Annotated in this window: 16 protein-coding genes and 2 pseudogenes; 11 read left to right on the top strand and 7 right to left on the bottom strand. The window is 57.7% G+C overall.

Annotated features, from left to right (window positions below; translation table 11 throughout):
- The first annotated feature begins 53 nt into the window (after window positions 1-53).
- The 6 genes from BMG03_RS19290 (at window position 54) to BMG03_RS19265 (ending at window position 4,943) form a co-directional block, all read left to right on the top strand.
- On the top strand, window positions 54-1,151 hold the full coding sequence (locus BMG03_RS19290) for a DUF3734 domain-containing protein (RefSeq protein ID WP_075777346.1): 1,098 nt from the start codon (window positions 54-56) through the stop codon (window positions 1,149-1,151).
- 11 nt (window positions 1,152-1,162) lie between these two features.
- A complete protein-coding gene (locus BMG03_RS19285) occupies window positions 1,163-1,552 on the top strand; it encodes a hypothetical protein (RefSeq protein ID WP_075777347.1) in 390 nt (129 codons plus the stop codon).
- The gene (locus BMG03_RS19280) at window positions 1,549-2,469 is read left to right on the top strand and encodes a mechanosensitive ion channel family protein (protein WP_077701409.1); all 921 of its coding nucleotides are present in this window, start codon (window positions 1,549-1,551) and stop codon (window positions 2,467-2,469) included. The genes BMG03_RS19285 and BMG03_RS19280 overlap by 4 nt, the downstream gene beginning before the upstream one ends.
- Window positions 2,466-3,218 carry an acetoacetate decarboxylase gene (locus BMG03_RS19275; protein WP_075777349.1) on the top strand — a complete coding sequence of 251 codons (753 nt, stop codon included), beginning with the start codon at window positions 2,466-2,468 and terminating at the stop codon, window positions 3,216-3,218. Before BMG03_RS19280 ends, BMG03_RS19275 begins: the two co-directional genes overlap by 4 nt.
- A 58-nt stretch (window positions 3,219-3,276) precedes the next feature.
- On the top strand, window positions 3,277-4,059 hold the full coding sequence (locus BMG03_RS19270) for a 3-hydroxybutyrate dehydrogenase (protein WP_075777350.1): 783 nt from the start codon (window positions 3,277-3,279) through the stop codon (window positions 4,057-4,059).
- Window positions 4,060-4,562: 503 nt separating this feature from the next.
- Window positions 4,563-4,943, top strand: a complete 381-nt coding sequence (locus BMG03_RS19265; RefSeq protein ID WP_075777351.1) for a YkvA family protein — start codon at window positions 4,563-4,565, stop codon at window positions 4,941-4,943.
- 27 nt (window positions 4,944-4,970) lie between these two features.
- Here BMG03_RS19265 and BMG03_RS19260 read toward each other — a convergent pair whose 3' ends face one another.
- From BMG03_RS19260 to BMG03_RS19230, 6 genes and pseudogenes are all read right to left on the bottom strand, one after another.
- The gene (locus BMG03_RS19260) at window positions 4,971-6,074 is read right to left on the bottom strand and encodes a patatin-like phospholipase family protein (protein ID WP_077701408.1); all 1,104 of its coding nucleotides are present in this window, start codon (window positions 6,072-6,074) and stop codon (window positions 4,971-4,973) included.
- A 151-nt stretch (window positions 6,075-6,225) separates the two neighbouring features.
- Window positions 6,226-7,431, bottom strand: coding sequence for an IS256 family transposase (locus tag BMG03_RS19255; RefSeq protein ID WP_075777686.1), 1,206 nt, complete (start codon window positions 7,429-7,431; stop codon window positions 6,226-6,228).
- A gap of 120 nt (window positions 7,432-7,551) precedes the next feature.
- Window positions 7,552-8,384, bottom strand: a pseudogene (locus tag BMG03_RS21095) (IS3 family transposase); the annotation flags it as partial.
- A 150-nt stretch (window positions 8,385-8,534) separates the two neighbouring features.
- A complete protein-coding gene (locus tag BMG03_RS19240; protein WP_157771623.1) occupies window positions 8,535-8,825 on the bottom strand; it encodes a hypothetical protein in 291 nt (96 codons plus the stop codon).
- Window positions 8,795-9,418: a DedA family protein gene (locus tag BMG03_RS19235; RefSeq protein ID WP_075777363.1), complete on the bottom strand. Its 624-nt coding sequence runs from the start codon at window positions 9,416-9,418 to the stop codon at window positions 8,795-8,797. The genes BMG03_RS19240 and BMG03_RS19235 overlap by 31 nt, the downstream gene beginning before the upstream one ends.
- Complete coding sequence (locus BMG03_RS19230) at window positions 9,418-10,125, bottom strand: DUF502 domain-containing protein (protein WP_075777364.1); 708 nt, start codon at window positions 10,123-10,125, stop codon at window positions 9,418-9,420. The genes BMG03_RS19235 and BMG03_RS19230 overlap by 1 nt, the downstream gene beginning before the upstream one ends.
- 251 nt (window positions 10,126-10,376) lie before the next feature.
- On the opposite strand from BMG03_RS19230, the pseudogene BMG03_RS21370 reads away from it, so the two are divergent.
- Window positions 10,377-10,676, top strand: a pseudogene (locus tag BMG03_RS21370) (DUF202 domain-containing protein); the annotation flags it as partial.
- Here BMG03_RS21370 and BMG03_RS19220 read toward each other — a convergent pair.
- The gene (locus BMG03_RS19220) at window positions 10,626-11,525 is read right to left on the bottom strand and encodes a mechanosensitive ion channel family protein (RefSeq protein ID WP_075777382.1); all 900 of its coding nucleotides are present in this window, start codon (window positions 11,523-11,525) and stop codon (window positions 10,626-10,628) included. The pseudogene BMG03_RS21370 and the gene BMG03_RS19220 sit on opposite strands and share 51 nt — an antisense overlap.
- Before the next feature lie 12 nt (window positions 11,526-11,537).
- On the opposite strand from BMG03_RS19220, the gene corA reads away from it, so the two are divergent.
- The 4 genes from corA to tnpB all read left to right on the top strand — a co-directional run bounded on the left by corA (window position 11,538) and on the right by tnpB (window position 14,217).
- Window positions 11,538-12,713 (top strand): magnesium/cobalt transporter CorA, encoded by a 1,176-nt coding sequence (gene corA / locus BMG03_RS19215; RefSeq protein WP_157771622.1) that lies wholly within the window; start codon window positions 11,538-11,540, stop codon window positions 12,711-12,713.
- Between the two features lie 387 nt (window positions 12,714-13,100).
- Window positions 13,101-13,433, top strand: a complete 333-nt coding sequence (locus tag BMG03_RS19210) for a transposase (RefSeq protein ID WP_075777366.1) — start codon at window positions 13,101-13,103, stop codon at window positions 13,431-13,433.
- A 59-nt stretch (window positions 13,434-13,492) separates the two neighbouring features.
- Entirely contained in the window at window positions 13,493-13,873 is a 381-nt protein-coding gene (gene tnpA, locus BMG03_RS19205) for an IS66-like element accessory protein TnpA (RefSeq protein ID WP_099049390.1), read from the top strand.
- Window positions 13,870-14,217 carry an IS66 family insertion sequence element accessory protein TnpB gene (tnpB, locus tag BMG03_RS19200; RefSeq protein ID WP_075777367.1) on the top strand — a complete coding sequence of 116 codons (348 nt, stop codon included), beginning with the start codon at window positions 13,870-13,872 and terminating at the stop codon, window positions 14,215-14,217. Before tnpA ends, tnpB begins: the two co-directional genes overlap by 4 nt.
- Window positions 14,218-14,237: the final 20 nt, after the last annotated feature.

The following is a 14,237-nucleotide window of genomic DNA, read 5'->3' as shown; positions in this document are numbered from 1 at the left end:
TGCCCACCCTTAGCGCGGAACGTATCATTGAAAAAAACAACTCGGGAATCGGAATGAATTCTGAAAAATCGGTCATTGTTTTGCAGGGCGGGGGTGCCCTTGGTGCCTATCAGGGTGGCGCGGTGGAAGCCTTGTCGGACGCCGGTCAGCCGATTGACTGGGTTGCTGGGATTTCTATCGGTGCCATTAACTCGGCTCTGATCGCGGGAAATGAACCAGAACGAAGAGTGTCGGCGCTGAGAAATTTCTGGGAGATGGTCTCTTCGTCCTCGTTGCCGGTGGGCATGCTGGACGGAGTCCTTTCCAGAGGCTTCCTGAATGATCTGAGTGCGACCGGTACGACTATGACCGGCGTTCCCGGGTTTTTCCGGCTGCGTCTTCCGCCTGCCGGTCTCATGCCGCAGGGCACGGAGGGCGCACGCAGTTTTTACGACACCGCACCTCTTCGTGACACGTTGCTGGACCTGGTCGATTTCGACTTGCTGAACGGGGGCCCGATCCGCCTGAGTGTCGGTGCGGTCAATGTCGAAACGGGCAACATGACTTGGTTCGACAGTGCCGAAACCGAAATCAGACCGGAGCATATCATGGCGTCAGGTGCCCTGCCCCCGGGCTTTCCAGCCATCGAGATCGACGGCGCGCGGTATTGGGATGGTGGTTTGGTTTCCAATACACCGCTGCAATACGTCCTCGATGAACAACTGCCTGCAGAGGATCTCTGCGTGTTTCAGGTTGATCTGTTCAGTGCCCGCGGGGCTGTTCCGACATCTGTCTGGACGTCCGAAGCGCGAGAAAAGGATATCCGATTTTCCAGTAGAACCCGTTTCAACACGGACATGATGCGAAGGATGCATGAGACGCGCGATGCGGCGAGGCGCCTCTATGACAAACTGCCACCCGGCCTGAAGAACGATCCGGATGCCAAGGCGTTGGTACGTGGTAACGCAGACCCATGTGTCACGATTGCCCATTTGATATATCGACAGGCCAAGTACGAACGTCAATCCAAAGATTACGAGTTTTCGCGTCGCTCAACTCTCGACCACTGGGACGCTGGAAAAGCCGATGTCGTGCGGACTCTGTCGCACCCTGAATGGAAGGCAAGGCATGACGCCGCAACGCGCGTCAAGGTCTTCGATCTTGCCGAATGACCCGGCGTCGGATGGTCATACCGGTCTATGTCAGACCCCTGCCCTCCCGCCGTGATTTCCTGCTGCATCTCGCGCACACAATATGGGTTGCCATCGTGCTCTTGGCCGTTGGTCTGGGTATAGGCATTCTGGGTTATCGCTTTATTGTGGGCCTCAACTGGATTGACGCGCTCTTGAACGCCTCGATGATCCTCGGCGGCGAAGGGCCCGTCAATCCGACACCAACAACCCGCGGCAAGCTGTTCGCAAGCGCCTATGCCCTCTTCAGCGGCCTGATCTTTGTGGCGGTTGCTGCAATCCTCGTTGCCCCGATCCTGCGGCGTGTGCTGCATCGCTTCCACCTCGATGACGTGATCGACGAAGCACTTGATCCTCACGGCGATACTGAAAGGGGCCCATGATGTTGAGTAACTTCGCAACAACCCACCCGGTTCTGTTGAAACTGGCGATATTTGTCGCAGCGGTTGCCGTGTTCTGGTTCCTTGTCTTTCTGGTTCGCGGCATATTTCTGAGAAAGGTCTCCGATCCGCACGCACGCCGCACGATCCGGCGTGGCGTCAACCTAGCCTTGCTGGTCACGATCGCCCTTCCCGCATCGGTCACGTTTTCTCAAAGCCTGAGCGGCTTCGTCGTCTCCGTCGGCGTGTTCGGTGCTGCCGCAGCTTTTGCGCTGCAACACGTCCTGGCCAGCGGCGTCGCCTTCATCCAGATCATCGCCAGGCGGGTGTATCGCACCGGTGATCGTGTCAAAATCGGTGGCGTGATCGGTGACGTGATCCAAATCAATGCGTTCCTGACGACCATGATGGAAGTCCGCGGCGATTGGGTAAACGGCGATCAATACACCGGCCGGGTTGTGCGCGTTCCAAATGCAGCAATCTATCAGGAGCCGGTGTTCAACTATAGTGCTGATTACGAATTCCTCTGGGACGAATTGAAAGTCCCGGTCAAATACGGCAGCGACTTGAAACTGGCCGTCAAGATCTTGATGGATGCGGTGGCTTCGCTGGTTGCAGATGCAACCGAGGCGATGAAGTCCGAGTGGCAAACCCTCAAGGAGGACTATGCCATCGAAGACGCCAGTCTGGAACCACAGGTCTTCCTCGTTGCCAATGACAACTGGCTTGAATACTCCATCCGCTATCTGGTTCCTTACAAACAACGACGGTCCACAAAGTCGAATTTGTGCGAGGCCATCATTGCCGCGTTTGATGAGCATCCAGACAAAGTTGGAATCGCGTCGGGGACGTACGATATCGTCGGCTTGCCTCCGCTGAAGGTCGATCTGGTTTCAAATGCAGAAGGAGCAAAATCATGAACCCCGCGGACGTCGTCAAGAACGCCTTCGCTATGCCACTGACCAGCCCGTCCTATCCCAAGGGCCCCTATCGGTTTGTCGATCGCGAATTCTTTATCGTGACCTATCGCACGGATTTGGACGCCCTGCGCGCGGTTGTGCCTGAACCTTTGCAAGTGACGGAACCAATCGTGAAATACGAGTTCATTCGCATGCCGAACAGCACCGGGTTCGGCGATTACACGGAAACCGGCCAGGTCATCCCTGTCGAATTCAAAGGCCGCAAGGGCGGATACGTCCATGCGATGTTCCTGAACGACGAAAGCCCAATTGCAGGGGGCCGCGAGATCTGGGGTTTTCCCAAGAAAATGGCGGAGCCGCGGATGCGGGTGGAAAAGGATACGCTGGTCGGCACACTGGCTGTCGGATCGGTTCAGGTCGCGAGCGCAACCATGGGCTATAAACATCGCGCGCTTGACCACGACAATGTGGCCAAAGCATTGGCTGCGCCCAGTTGGCTACTCAAGATCATCCCACGTGCCGATTGCAGCGGGCCGCAAATTTGTGAGTTGGTCGAATATTATCTTGAAGACGTGACCATCAAGGGTGCGTGGGAAGGACCGGCGGCGCTTGACCTGCACAGTCACGCACTTGCGCCCCTTACGGACCTTCCGATGCGCGAGGTCATCTCGGCAACCCACATTCTGACCGACTTAACGCTGGGTCTCGGGAAAGTCGTGCACGACTATTTGACCGAGCTAGAAACATGACAGATTCAGTTCGCTATGACGGAGCAAACGAGTCTTAGAAACGTAAAAGGAGCAATTGATGAACCTGCAAAACAAAGTCTGCATCGTGACCGGTGCTGCCCGTGGGATCGGTGCGACCATCGCGAAACGCTACGTTGAAAGCGGCGCGAAAGTTGCGATCGCGGATTTACACCAGAGCGATGCCGAAGCGACGGCGAAAGAGTTGACCGAGATGGGCCCCGGATTGGCCATGGGCGTTGAGATGGACGTCACAAGCGAGGAGGCCGTCAATGCGGGTGTTGCAAAGGTTGTCGATGCTTGGGGCGGTGTAGACGTGCTTGTGTCGAACGCCGGTATCCAGATCGTACACGAGCTGCAGGACTTTCCGTTTGATGACTGGAAGAAGCTGCTTTCGATCCATCTTGACGGGGCTTTTTTGACCTCCAAGGCCTGCCTGCCGCATATGTACAAGGCTGGCGCTGGCGCGATCATCTTCATGGGCTCGGTCCATTCGAAGGAAGCCTCACCCTTGAAATCGGCCTATGTCACGGCCAAACACGGGCTTCTGGGCCTTTCACGTGTGATCTCCAAGGAAGGTGCCAAGCACGGGGTGCGGGCCAATGTAATTTGCCCCGGCTTTGTGCGTACGCCTCTGGTAGACAAGCAGATTCCCGAACAGGCTGCCGAGCTAGGCATCTCAGAGGAAGAGGTGGTCAACACCATCATGTTAGGAGGTACCGTCGACAAGGAATTCACAACCGTCGAGGATGTCGCCGAGATTGCGCATCTTTTTGCGGCCTTCCCGACAAATGCGCTGACCGGCCAGTCGCTCGTCGTAAGCCATGGCTGGTTCATGGAGTGATGGCGGACGTCATCGCCTCACGGTCTCTGACATCGCTTGCCCATGTGATTTGTGTCGTTGGCGACCTGCATCGCAGTACGCCGCATTTGATTGTGATGAAGTAGATTCTTATCCCTGTGACGCTTAAACTGAAGTCAGCTGGCTTTCTGATGTATTTGCTAGCCTGCGCTCGAGTAAAAACCCATTGATAGCATTGATTTGACGTAGCAAATCAGATTCAAAGCGCCGAATCAGAGATTTAGAGGCTTCGATGGGGACATCTGTTTTGACTGTCGGAGAAACAATGGGCGGTGATTGAGCTGCTTGTTCCAGCGAACTAGGGTGGAGCCTGTCAACGGCGGAGAAAAACCTGACCAAAGGAGGGCGCAAGAGTATGCCACTTTTGGATTGGGCGTGACGGGGATACAGAGCATTTGTGGGCAGTCAGTCGCGCTGGCTACACTGGGCGCCTTTTGGCGATGAATAATGGTCTGGGTCATAAGAGTTTTTGGTAAGCTAGCCAAATGCAGAGTCGAGTCCGGCAGTGGGCACAAACCGTCAAGAGAGATACGGTCTGTCTCTATCTTGCCGCGCGTGATCCTCGAACACCATGGTACGCAAAGGCCCTCGCAGCATCAGTCGTGGCCTATGCGCTTTCGCCGATCGATCTCATTCCGGATTTCATACCCATTATTGGTTTCTTTGACGATATTTTGCTCGTCCCATTGGGCTTATGGATAGCAATGCGCATGGTTCCTGACGACGTGATTGAGGATTGCCGTGTACAAGCTACACAGCTCACCGAACGGCCAACCAGCAAGACTGCAGCCTTAGTAATACTAGCTATCTGGATGGGAGCCGCAGCCGCGATCGGCTGGGTCATTTACGAAGCTATCGCTTCGTGATTGAGTCTGGATCCTAGCGTGTTGATCTCAGCGCAAATTCTGGACGTTATTCGCGTTTTGCGTCCATGACCGGTCAGTAATGATTGACGTGCGCCCACGCTCGAAGAGTTGGCGCATATACTCCGGGTCGAATTGTTGATTTGGTTGCAAGGTAAAATTGTCCGGAATAGTGGTCCCGCGCCACTGAATTCCGGTCCGGCTTGCGGCTTCCGCAAAAAGTGCAATTTCGTCCCGGATGGCCGTTGTTACGGCCGTTTCGACCGCCGCGGAAGCAACGTTGCGTAGGTTCGGTTCAACAGGTTCGAAACCCGGATCGATGTACTCATTAGCGACAATGAAGACCGAGCTAGAGCGCGTCGAGTCTGGCGCCGTCAGCGGCCTGAATACGAACGGTCGTGTAATCCCGCCATCGACATGAAGCTGGTCACCGGAACGCCCGGATGCGTCAACGAACGGGATGATCACCGGCGGAAAAATGGCAGGAATGGCCGATGAGGCCTGAATGATGTCGCGGATAAGCTGTCCCCTATTCGGATGACCAGAGGCCGCAATCTTGGTAACGTCCCAGAGATAGGGCCTTTTGCCGTCCAAATCCGTTGAACCGATCAAAAGCGTCCGACCCCTTCGAGCCTCTGCCGCGATCTCGCCGACAATGGCATCGTTGACATGTTGATCGATCAGGGAACGGTATGGCGCGGCATTGTCGAGGGCATTCCCGCCCAGCAAACCCCCAACATAATTTCTCCGAAGCAAGTCTCGCGTCTGATAGCGCGTGTAGAGCATCTCAACGGTATTGTCATATTCAGGACCGAGAAACGTGAAAAGGGCAAGGATCGCACCGGTACTGACCCCGGTGACAACAGAAAACTCTGGTCGATCACCGCGTTCGGTCCAGCCGACCATCAATCCGGCACCGTAGGCCCCCTTCTGCCCGCCCCCAGAGAACGCGATTGCTGGTCCGGGCTTGGCTGATACAGGGAGGCCTGATCGGTTCTCCGATCCGGGAACGCCGTAGGCGAGCGCCTGTTCGCCCGGAGAAAGTGGCATCCGATCGCTGCGCGGCGCGCAAGCACTTAGAATTGCGACTGCAATGAATAGTGTGGTTATGGCGCGCCGCGTGATGTCGGTCATCTCAGCACCTCGATATTCACCAACGCCGCCGCTCTTGACGAATCTGTATACATTCCGAAAGCTTATTCGATGAATGCTGAAGCAAAAACACCGGTAATTGAGGTCACGTCCGTCAAGGTGGTGTAATTTCCCGGATGGCCTGAGGGCATGATCAGGCGGCTTTCGTGGTTATGCTGAGAATGGGGTCGATCTCCTCCTTGTCGATCTGGGCGAAGGCCTCGACCATCATGTAGCGGCTCGAGGTCTGCCACTCGTCATTCTGCTCGAACAGCACCGCGCCGATCAGGCGCATGATGGACGCCTCGTTCGGGAAGATCCCGACGACGTCGGCGCGGCGCTTCACTTCCTTGTTCAGACGCTCGATCGGGTTGGTGCTGTGCAGCTTGGTGCGGTGCTGGCGGGGGAAGGACATGTAGGCCAGCACGTCGTGCTCGCTGGCGTCCATGAGATCGGCCAGCTTTGGCCAGCGCGGGCGCAACTGCTCGGCCACCTTGCGCCAGGTTTCGCCGGCATGGGCGCGGTCGGGCTGGTCGAAAGCTTGGCGGATCGCTGCGGCAACGACGGTGTGTTGCCCGCGCGAGACGTGCGCCAGAGCGTTGCGCATCCAGTGAACGCGACACCTCTGCCAGGTCGCTTCGAAGACCCTGGCGATGGCCGCCTTGAGGCCGGTATGGGCGTCGCTGATCACCAGCCTGATGCCGCCAAGGCCCCGAGCGCGCAGGGAGCGAAGGAACTCGGTCCAGAAGGTCTCGGCCTCCGAGGGACCGATCCCCAGGCCGATGATTTCCCGGCGCCCCTCGGTGTTGGCGGCCACCGCGATTATCGCCGCGACCGGCACGATCCGGCCACCCTGACGCACTTTCAGGTAGGTCGCGTCGAGCCAGACATAGGGCCATTCGCCGGTCAGCGGCCGGTTCAGGAACTCGCCGACCCTCTCATCTATGTCCTTGCAGAGCTTCGAGACCGTGCTCTTGGAAATGCCGTTCAGCCCCATCGCCTGCACCAGCTCGTCCACCCGCCGGGTGGAGACGCCGCTGATCCACGCCTCCTGGATGACGGCCACCAGCGCTTGTTCCGAGGTTTTGCGGGCCTCCAGGAAGCCCGGGAAGTAACTGCCCTGCCGAAGCTTGGGCACCCGCAGGTTCAGTGTGCCCAAACGGGTATCGAGAGCGCGCTCTCGATACCCGTTTCGCCAGGTCGTGCGTTCGCCGCAGCGTTCATGCCGACCGGCGCCGATCAGGCCGTCAACATCGGCCTCCATGATCAGTTGCAGGACAGCCTCGGCGATGCTGCGCAGGAAGTCTCCTTGATCGTGCTTGGCCAGAAGCGCGGACAGGTCCATGTTGGTCTTGGTCATCGGGGTCTCCGTAGGGTTCGCGGTTGAAGTCGCCAAACTCCACCTCGACCATACACCTCGATGGCCACCCGGGATTACACCTTTGACGGCGCAGAAATTACACCACGTCCTCGGACACTAACTGTTCATGATCTCGGGCGGGCCGTATTTGGCGATGACTTCATTCAGCGCATCCACGCAGAAGTCCGCATGCATCGTGTTCGACAGCCGCCAACTCAGGACCTTGCGCGAGGCCCAATCCATGATCGCCACGAGATAGAGGAACCCGTTGCGCACAGGCACAAAGGTGATGTCGGCGCACCAGACCTGGTTGGGCCGGTCGATCTGTATCTTTCTCAGCAAATACGGGAAGACCGGATGCTGGGGGTGCGGCTGACTGGTTCTGGGACGTTTGTAGATCGCCTCCAGCCCCATCTTCGCCATCAATCGCCTGACGCGATGACGACCTATGACGACCCCCTCCCGGCGCAGATAGGCCGCGATCTGGCGGCTGCCGAAGAACGGATACTTGGTGAAGACCCGGTCGATCTCTTTCATCATCGCCAGCGTTTCGGCGTCGATCCCGACCGGCGCGTAGTAGAACGCGGATCGGCTGAGCCGCACCAGATTGCACTGCTGGCTGATACTGAGCTGCGGGTGGTCCCGTTTGATCATCGCGCGTTTCTTCTCGGGGCTCACCGCTTCAGCCCTTCGGACAAAAAATCGTTCTCGACCGCCAGCCTCCCGATCTTGGCGTGCAGTTCCGTGACTTCGGCCTCGGTCGGCCCTTCCGGCTTGCCGCCACGGGCAAACACATCGGCCATGCCTTCGACCGCCTGCCGTTTCCACGTGCTGACCTGGTTCGGATGCACCTGGTGCTTCGCCGCGATCTCCTGGATAGTCTTGTCGCCACGCAGCGCTTCCAGCGCGACCCTGGCCTTAAACTGGTCTGTAAACTTCCGGCGCTTCGCCATTCTCGTATCCCTTCAAAGGTTCGGGATACACCTTAGCCGACTGTCCAGTTTGCTGGGACCACTTCACGAAAGCGTCCTTGTTCAAGCTAGATTTCCTCGCCGTTGTCGCGCATGTTTTTCTGTGGTCGTCACGCGACCGCAGGCTCAGCGTCAGCAATTTTCCAGGCTCACCTCTGCAGCGCATCTCTCGGCTTCTGCCATCGAGCTCGAATCTGCAAGCGGCAGGGCCAGATCGAACGCTCCGCCCAGAACGATGACAACACCCATGGCCATGATGCCGGCGCCAGCAAATACGTTCTGAGCGATCAGGGCGCTAGCGGCAAATGATCTGATCCGTTCCTCGCGAAGTCTCCTTATTTCTTTAGACATGAAAAATGGGCCAGCATGAACACGGCTGCCTGACGCGTGAATCAATTCTCGGTAATGTCGTGCTTTTTCCAACAAACGCGCCAGTATAGCACCGCTATCAAGAGTAGAAGCAGCGGAAACACCACCATCGCAATCAAGGACAAATGATTCCAAATCCAGGGAACGATCGAGACATCATGACCAAACTTGTATGCAAGCGTAGACCACAAACCGACCCAGAGTGCTGCGCCGATCAGATTGGCGATCAGAAACTTTGCCCAGTGCATGCCTGACGACCCGGCCACAAGGCCGTTCAACTGTCGCAGGAGCACAATGAATCGCGCGGCGATGACCATGAAAGGCCCGTACTTTGCCGTGATCTCCTCCACACGCATGTATTTGTCATGTGTAATGCCGATGCGCGCGCCATAGCGCAGAATAACGGCTTTACCGTATCTGTGCCCGATGAGATAGCCGATATTGTCGCCAAGAACTGCCGCGGCATATGCCGCAATCACAACGTGCCATATGCTGAGCTTGCCGGCCCCGGCGGCGGCCGAGGATGCGACGAGGGCGCTTTCGCCCGGCAAGGGAAGTCCGAGCGTCTCCAGCGTGATCGAGAAGAAAAGTGCAATCACTCCATACTGCTCAACTAAAGCGAGAAGATGATCCTTGATCCAAAGCATCAGACTTTCAGGCCCTTCAACTTGTTCTCGATTGCGCGTGGCAGGCCGCCCTGCCCTTCCTCGGGCATAAGCGCTCCCATCGAGAAATATATCTTCATCAAGTCGTCTGCTTCCACGCCCGGCACCGAACTGACCGCGTCCTCGGCGACGAAGACAAGCCCGCCGGACATGGGTATTGGCGACGTCGGTAGATACACTAGCCGCCGCCTGTTGCCGTCAACGACATAGACTTCTTGGGAAGTCAGAAGCGCCAGAACTTCGGCGCCCTGCTCACCACCGAAACGGCACATGACCACCGACATGCCTTTGAACTCATCACCTTCGTCCGTATTCAGCATGCGAACGACCTGGCTCACCGGTTTGTAGATCGTTTTCACCAACGGCACCCGTGAGAACAAGGTGTCGATCCACGTCGTGAGCTGGCGCTTTGCCTGCGCCTTGACCAGAACGCCGAGCGCCCAGACCCCCAAGAGCGCAATGGCGAGTCCGAGCCAAAAAGCAATGGTCTGGTGCCCCGGGCCAACCAGGCTAGTTCCCCCGGAAGTCAAGAGATCGCCAACGAAACTGCCAGGCCCAAGGGCTCCCCGCAGTTTCGTTATGATCCATTCGATGACCAAAAACGTCAGGATAACCGGAAGCAAAACGAACAGGCCGGTCAGAAACGCGCTGGCTATGCCCTTTTCCCAAACATACCGTAATGGATTCATCTCACTAGTTCCCTCCTCGAGGTTGATGCCCGCGTTTCGCCAGTGACAAGAATGATGCTTACAAGATCAAGCTTAAATTCTGGGGAGCTGCGGCGCCGCCTGCCTCGCCATGTCAGCGCGAGCAATCTCTTACCGCCGATCGTGACCGGCACAGCACTTCGCGATGGTCGAAAAGGTGTAAGGTGGTGCTAAGCAGAAGCGAGAAAGTGCGGACTTGAAAAATGATATAGAAGTTTCAAGACCATGCCACGAACGAGCGAACTAATCTAGCGTGGATACGCACCGCTATCGCCATTGCTGGCTTTCGGATTCTGGTAGAAAAGCTGCCATCCACTCCAAACAATACCTGGGCCGGCCTTGCACTTGTTCTGCTGAGCGCCACGCTAGTACTTCTGGCATCGCTAAGGTTCTTGGTGATCCGCCAACAGATCGATGCGCAACGCCTGGATCGCCTGTCTTTCGGTCGGATCGAAGTCCTCTTTTCTGCGACGCTGGCACTCCTACTCTTGACTGTTTTCGTTTTCCTGCTCCGACTGGTCAGAAGCGGCTAATCCAGGAAGCGACTTCACGATAACATTCTGGTAGGCATAGGGGATTTCGATCCCCTCGGCGTCGAACCGTTTTTTGATCTGCTCCGTCAGATCGGATTTGACCCCTGCGGCTATTGCCGGATCCGCGCACCAAACCCTCAAATTCATGTCCACGCTTGACGCGCCCAGCGACATAACCGGGCAGGCCACGATCTCTTCCACCTGCTCATGGGCCTCGGCCAACTCCAAGGCGATTGCCCTCGCCTTGTCGATGTCCGCATCATAGCTGATCGAGAACGGCACGATGGCCATGACACGCGGGTGCACGGCCGTCAGGTTGACCATCACTGTGTTCGATATGACCGAGTTCGAGATAATCACGCGGCGATTGTCAAATGTCTGCAGAACGGTGTAGCCCAGTGACACGTCTTCGACGATTCCGGTCTCCAGCCCTGTGGGTGCATTGAGCTGAATACGATCGCCCAGCCGAAACGGCCGGTAGAAGATCAGGCTGAGACCGGCAACGAAATTGGCAAGCGTCGATTGTGCGGCAAGACCGATGACGATCGAAGCGACAGAGACACTTGCCAGAAGCGCGGTACTGAGACGGTCCAGCGCCGGGATCATGTGCGCGTAGAGCATCAGGATCACGATCCAGACGAAGACGCTCGCGACCTTTGACAGAAACGACGCGGCCATGCGGTCGATCCGTTGGTCTCGGTCGCGCTCCATGATCAATCGGATCGCCCGACGCATAACCCGGGACAAAATGAGCCCGCCAATAAAGAACAGGACAGCAAGCGCCATCGCGCCCGACCACGTGTCCGGATGAAGCTTTGACAACCAAGGTTGCAATGTCTGCCAATTCATGAGGTGCCTCCAGTGCATACTATTGACGATGAGCACTCTTTTGAAAACAGTGATGAAATGAGAAATCCAATCGACAAAAACTCGCTCTTGACTGCCTTACGCACGGTTCAGGATCGAAGAACGAGGCGGCAATCCCGCAGTGTTGGGACTTCACCGGTTGCGATCGAGCCACCCAAGGATGCGCATGAAACACAGGTAACCTGGTATCGCTATGGTCCGAAAGGCTATGCAGTGGAAACCGCTCGGCCCGGCACACATGACGGCGAATTGCTTTGGATCGACATCTGCGGGTTGAAGGACCATTTGGCGATCGCAGAACTGGCCGGAGGCGTCGGCCTGAGCGAGCTTGCCATTGCCGATCTGTTCCATCTCGATCAAAGAGCCCACACCGATTTCGATGGAGATCTTGTTCTGACAGTCCTGCGCATGCCGGTGTCCGGGCCTCCATTCGTTGCCGACCAGATCACACTGCTCCTTGGACCTGATTTCGTCCTGACCCTGCGTGAGGGCCCACGCGATTGTTTCGAGGGTGTCCGCAAGCGCCTTGCAGGCGGGGCCGGGCGCATACGAGGATCGAGCGCCTATCTCTTCTATGCGCTGATTGATGCCATCATAGATACCTATTTCCCGATCCTGGAACGGTATGGCGACTTGGTCGAAGGGCTTGAGGAACGCATTTTGCAGGAGCCCGGAGACGGTGTTGTACGCGATATCCATCTCCTGAAGCGTGAACTTCTTGATCTGCGACACGCGCTTTGGCCGGTGCGCGAGGCGCTTGCCGCACTGCAACGCGATGACACGCCACAGGTCGACGAGTCGCTTCTACCTTATCTCCGAGATTGTTCCGATCACGCCTTTCAACTGCTCGACATGGTCGAAGTTTACCGGGAAACGGCCCAAGGCCTGGTGGACCTGCAGCTGTCGTCAATCTCAAACCGGATGAACGAGGTGATGAAGGTCCTGACGATGATCGCGACGGTCTTTATTCCGATGACCTTCATCGCCGGACTTTACGGCATGAATTTCGATCGCGCCTCGCCCTATAACCTTCCCGAGCTGGGATGGCGGTTCGGTTATGCCTATGCCCTTGGACTGATGGTCGCTTCTGCGGGAGCAATGACATTTCTCTTCTGGCGACTAGGCTGGATATTTCGGAGGGTCCGGCGGTCGAGCGAGGATGACCGATAAGTGACGTTACAAATTCCTTTAATCGCCGTCATTGCAAACTGATCGCGGTGTCCCGGCTCCATAATCACTCCCGAGATGGAGGTGCACACGTAGTGTGGATTATCAATGGTGGGGGCCGGTACAACGGCAGCCATCGCAGAAGCGCTCTGCACAATCGGTCTCGTGGCCTTTGCACCTACACGGCTTTCGCAGTGCCCACCGGCGGCTATGCCGCCCTTATCGAGCAGTTCAGCCCGGCGGTCGTTCTCGTGGAAGTCAGCACGAAAGTCACGCCCGCCGATGCGGAAGGGTAAGCGCCCGATTGATGCCGCCTGCCAGATGGAGGCGGACCGAGATAAGACACGTGCATAACGACGTCTTTAGCGACGTGTCTTATTGGGAGGCGCTATGTTGGGTGAAGTTCTGGGTGTCGAACGGCGCCGTCGTTGGAGCGACGAGGAGAAGCTCGAGATCTTGCTGGAAGTGGGTGCTGGCGGGGCTTCGGTTACGCAAGTTGCCCAGCGGCATGAGCTCACGCGCTCGCAAATCTACGGCTGCCGCCGGGACCTGAAGAAGAAGGGCCTTTGGTCGCCGGATCGGGGAGCAGTCTTCCTGCCTCTTGATTTCGGCACCCAGTCCGAACCGGCCCACTCCCCGCCCGCTCGCCCGGTTTTTGTCGAGCTGCGTTTGGGGAACGGTCGTAACGGCCCGGTTGGCACCGCCTGCCAGATTTCGGCGTGAGGCCCTAAGACACGTGCATAACGACGTCGCAAACGACGTCTCTTATGCGCGGAGGGGCTATGCGGGGCGAGGTTTTGGGTGTTGAGCGCCGCCGGCGTTGGGACGACGAGATGAAGCTGGCGATCGTGAGCGCGGTGGGGATCGCCGGCGCGACGGTGACCCAGGTTGCGCAACGGCACGAGGTGACGCGTCAGCAGATTTACGCGTGGCGTCACGAGCTGAAGCGGAAGGGGTTGTGGTCACCCGAGACGGGCGTGCTGTTCCTGCCCGCCGGCATGGTGCCCGCGATGGACCTGACGGTGGTTGAGGATCGAACCACAGCTACCACTCCCGTAGTCTGGGTTGAGTTGCGGCTTGCGAAGGGCCGCGTGCTCCGGTTCGAGAGCAACATCGACGATGCAGCGCTGTCCCGCTTGGTTCGCGCGGTGGATGCCGCATGATCGGGCCGGGGACCGGGGTGCGGGTGTATCTGGCCTGCGGGACGACGGATATGCGTAAGGGGATCGGTGGGTTGGCGGCGCTGGCGCAAGACGTGCTGCGCCAGAAGCCGACCGGCGGTGCAGTCTTTGCCTTCCGGGGCCGCAAGGGGGATCGGCTGAAGCTGCTTTACTGGGACGGCCAGGGGTTCTGTCTTTACTACAAGGTCCTCGAGCGTGGGCGCTTTCCCTGGCCGAACACCAGCTCGGGGGCGGTGCGACTGACCTCGGCGCAGCTGGCGATGTTGTGGGAAGGGATTGATTGGCGGCGGCCAGATTGGGGCGCTCCACCGGCCCGTGTCGGGTGATTTATCTACCCGAAACACCT

It is taken from the genome of Thioclava nitratireducens (genome assembly GCF_001940525.2).
Classification (GTDB): Bacteria; Pseudomonadota; Alphaproteobacteria; order Rhodobacterales; family Rhodobacteraceae; genus Thioclava; species Thioclava nitratireducens.
Note: the sequence above shows the minus strand (reverse complement) of the source record. Positions and strands in the feature narration are given on the sequence as shown.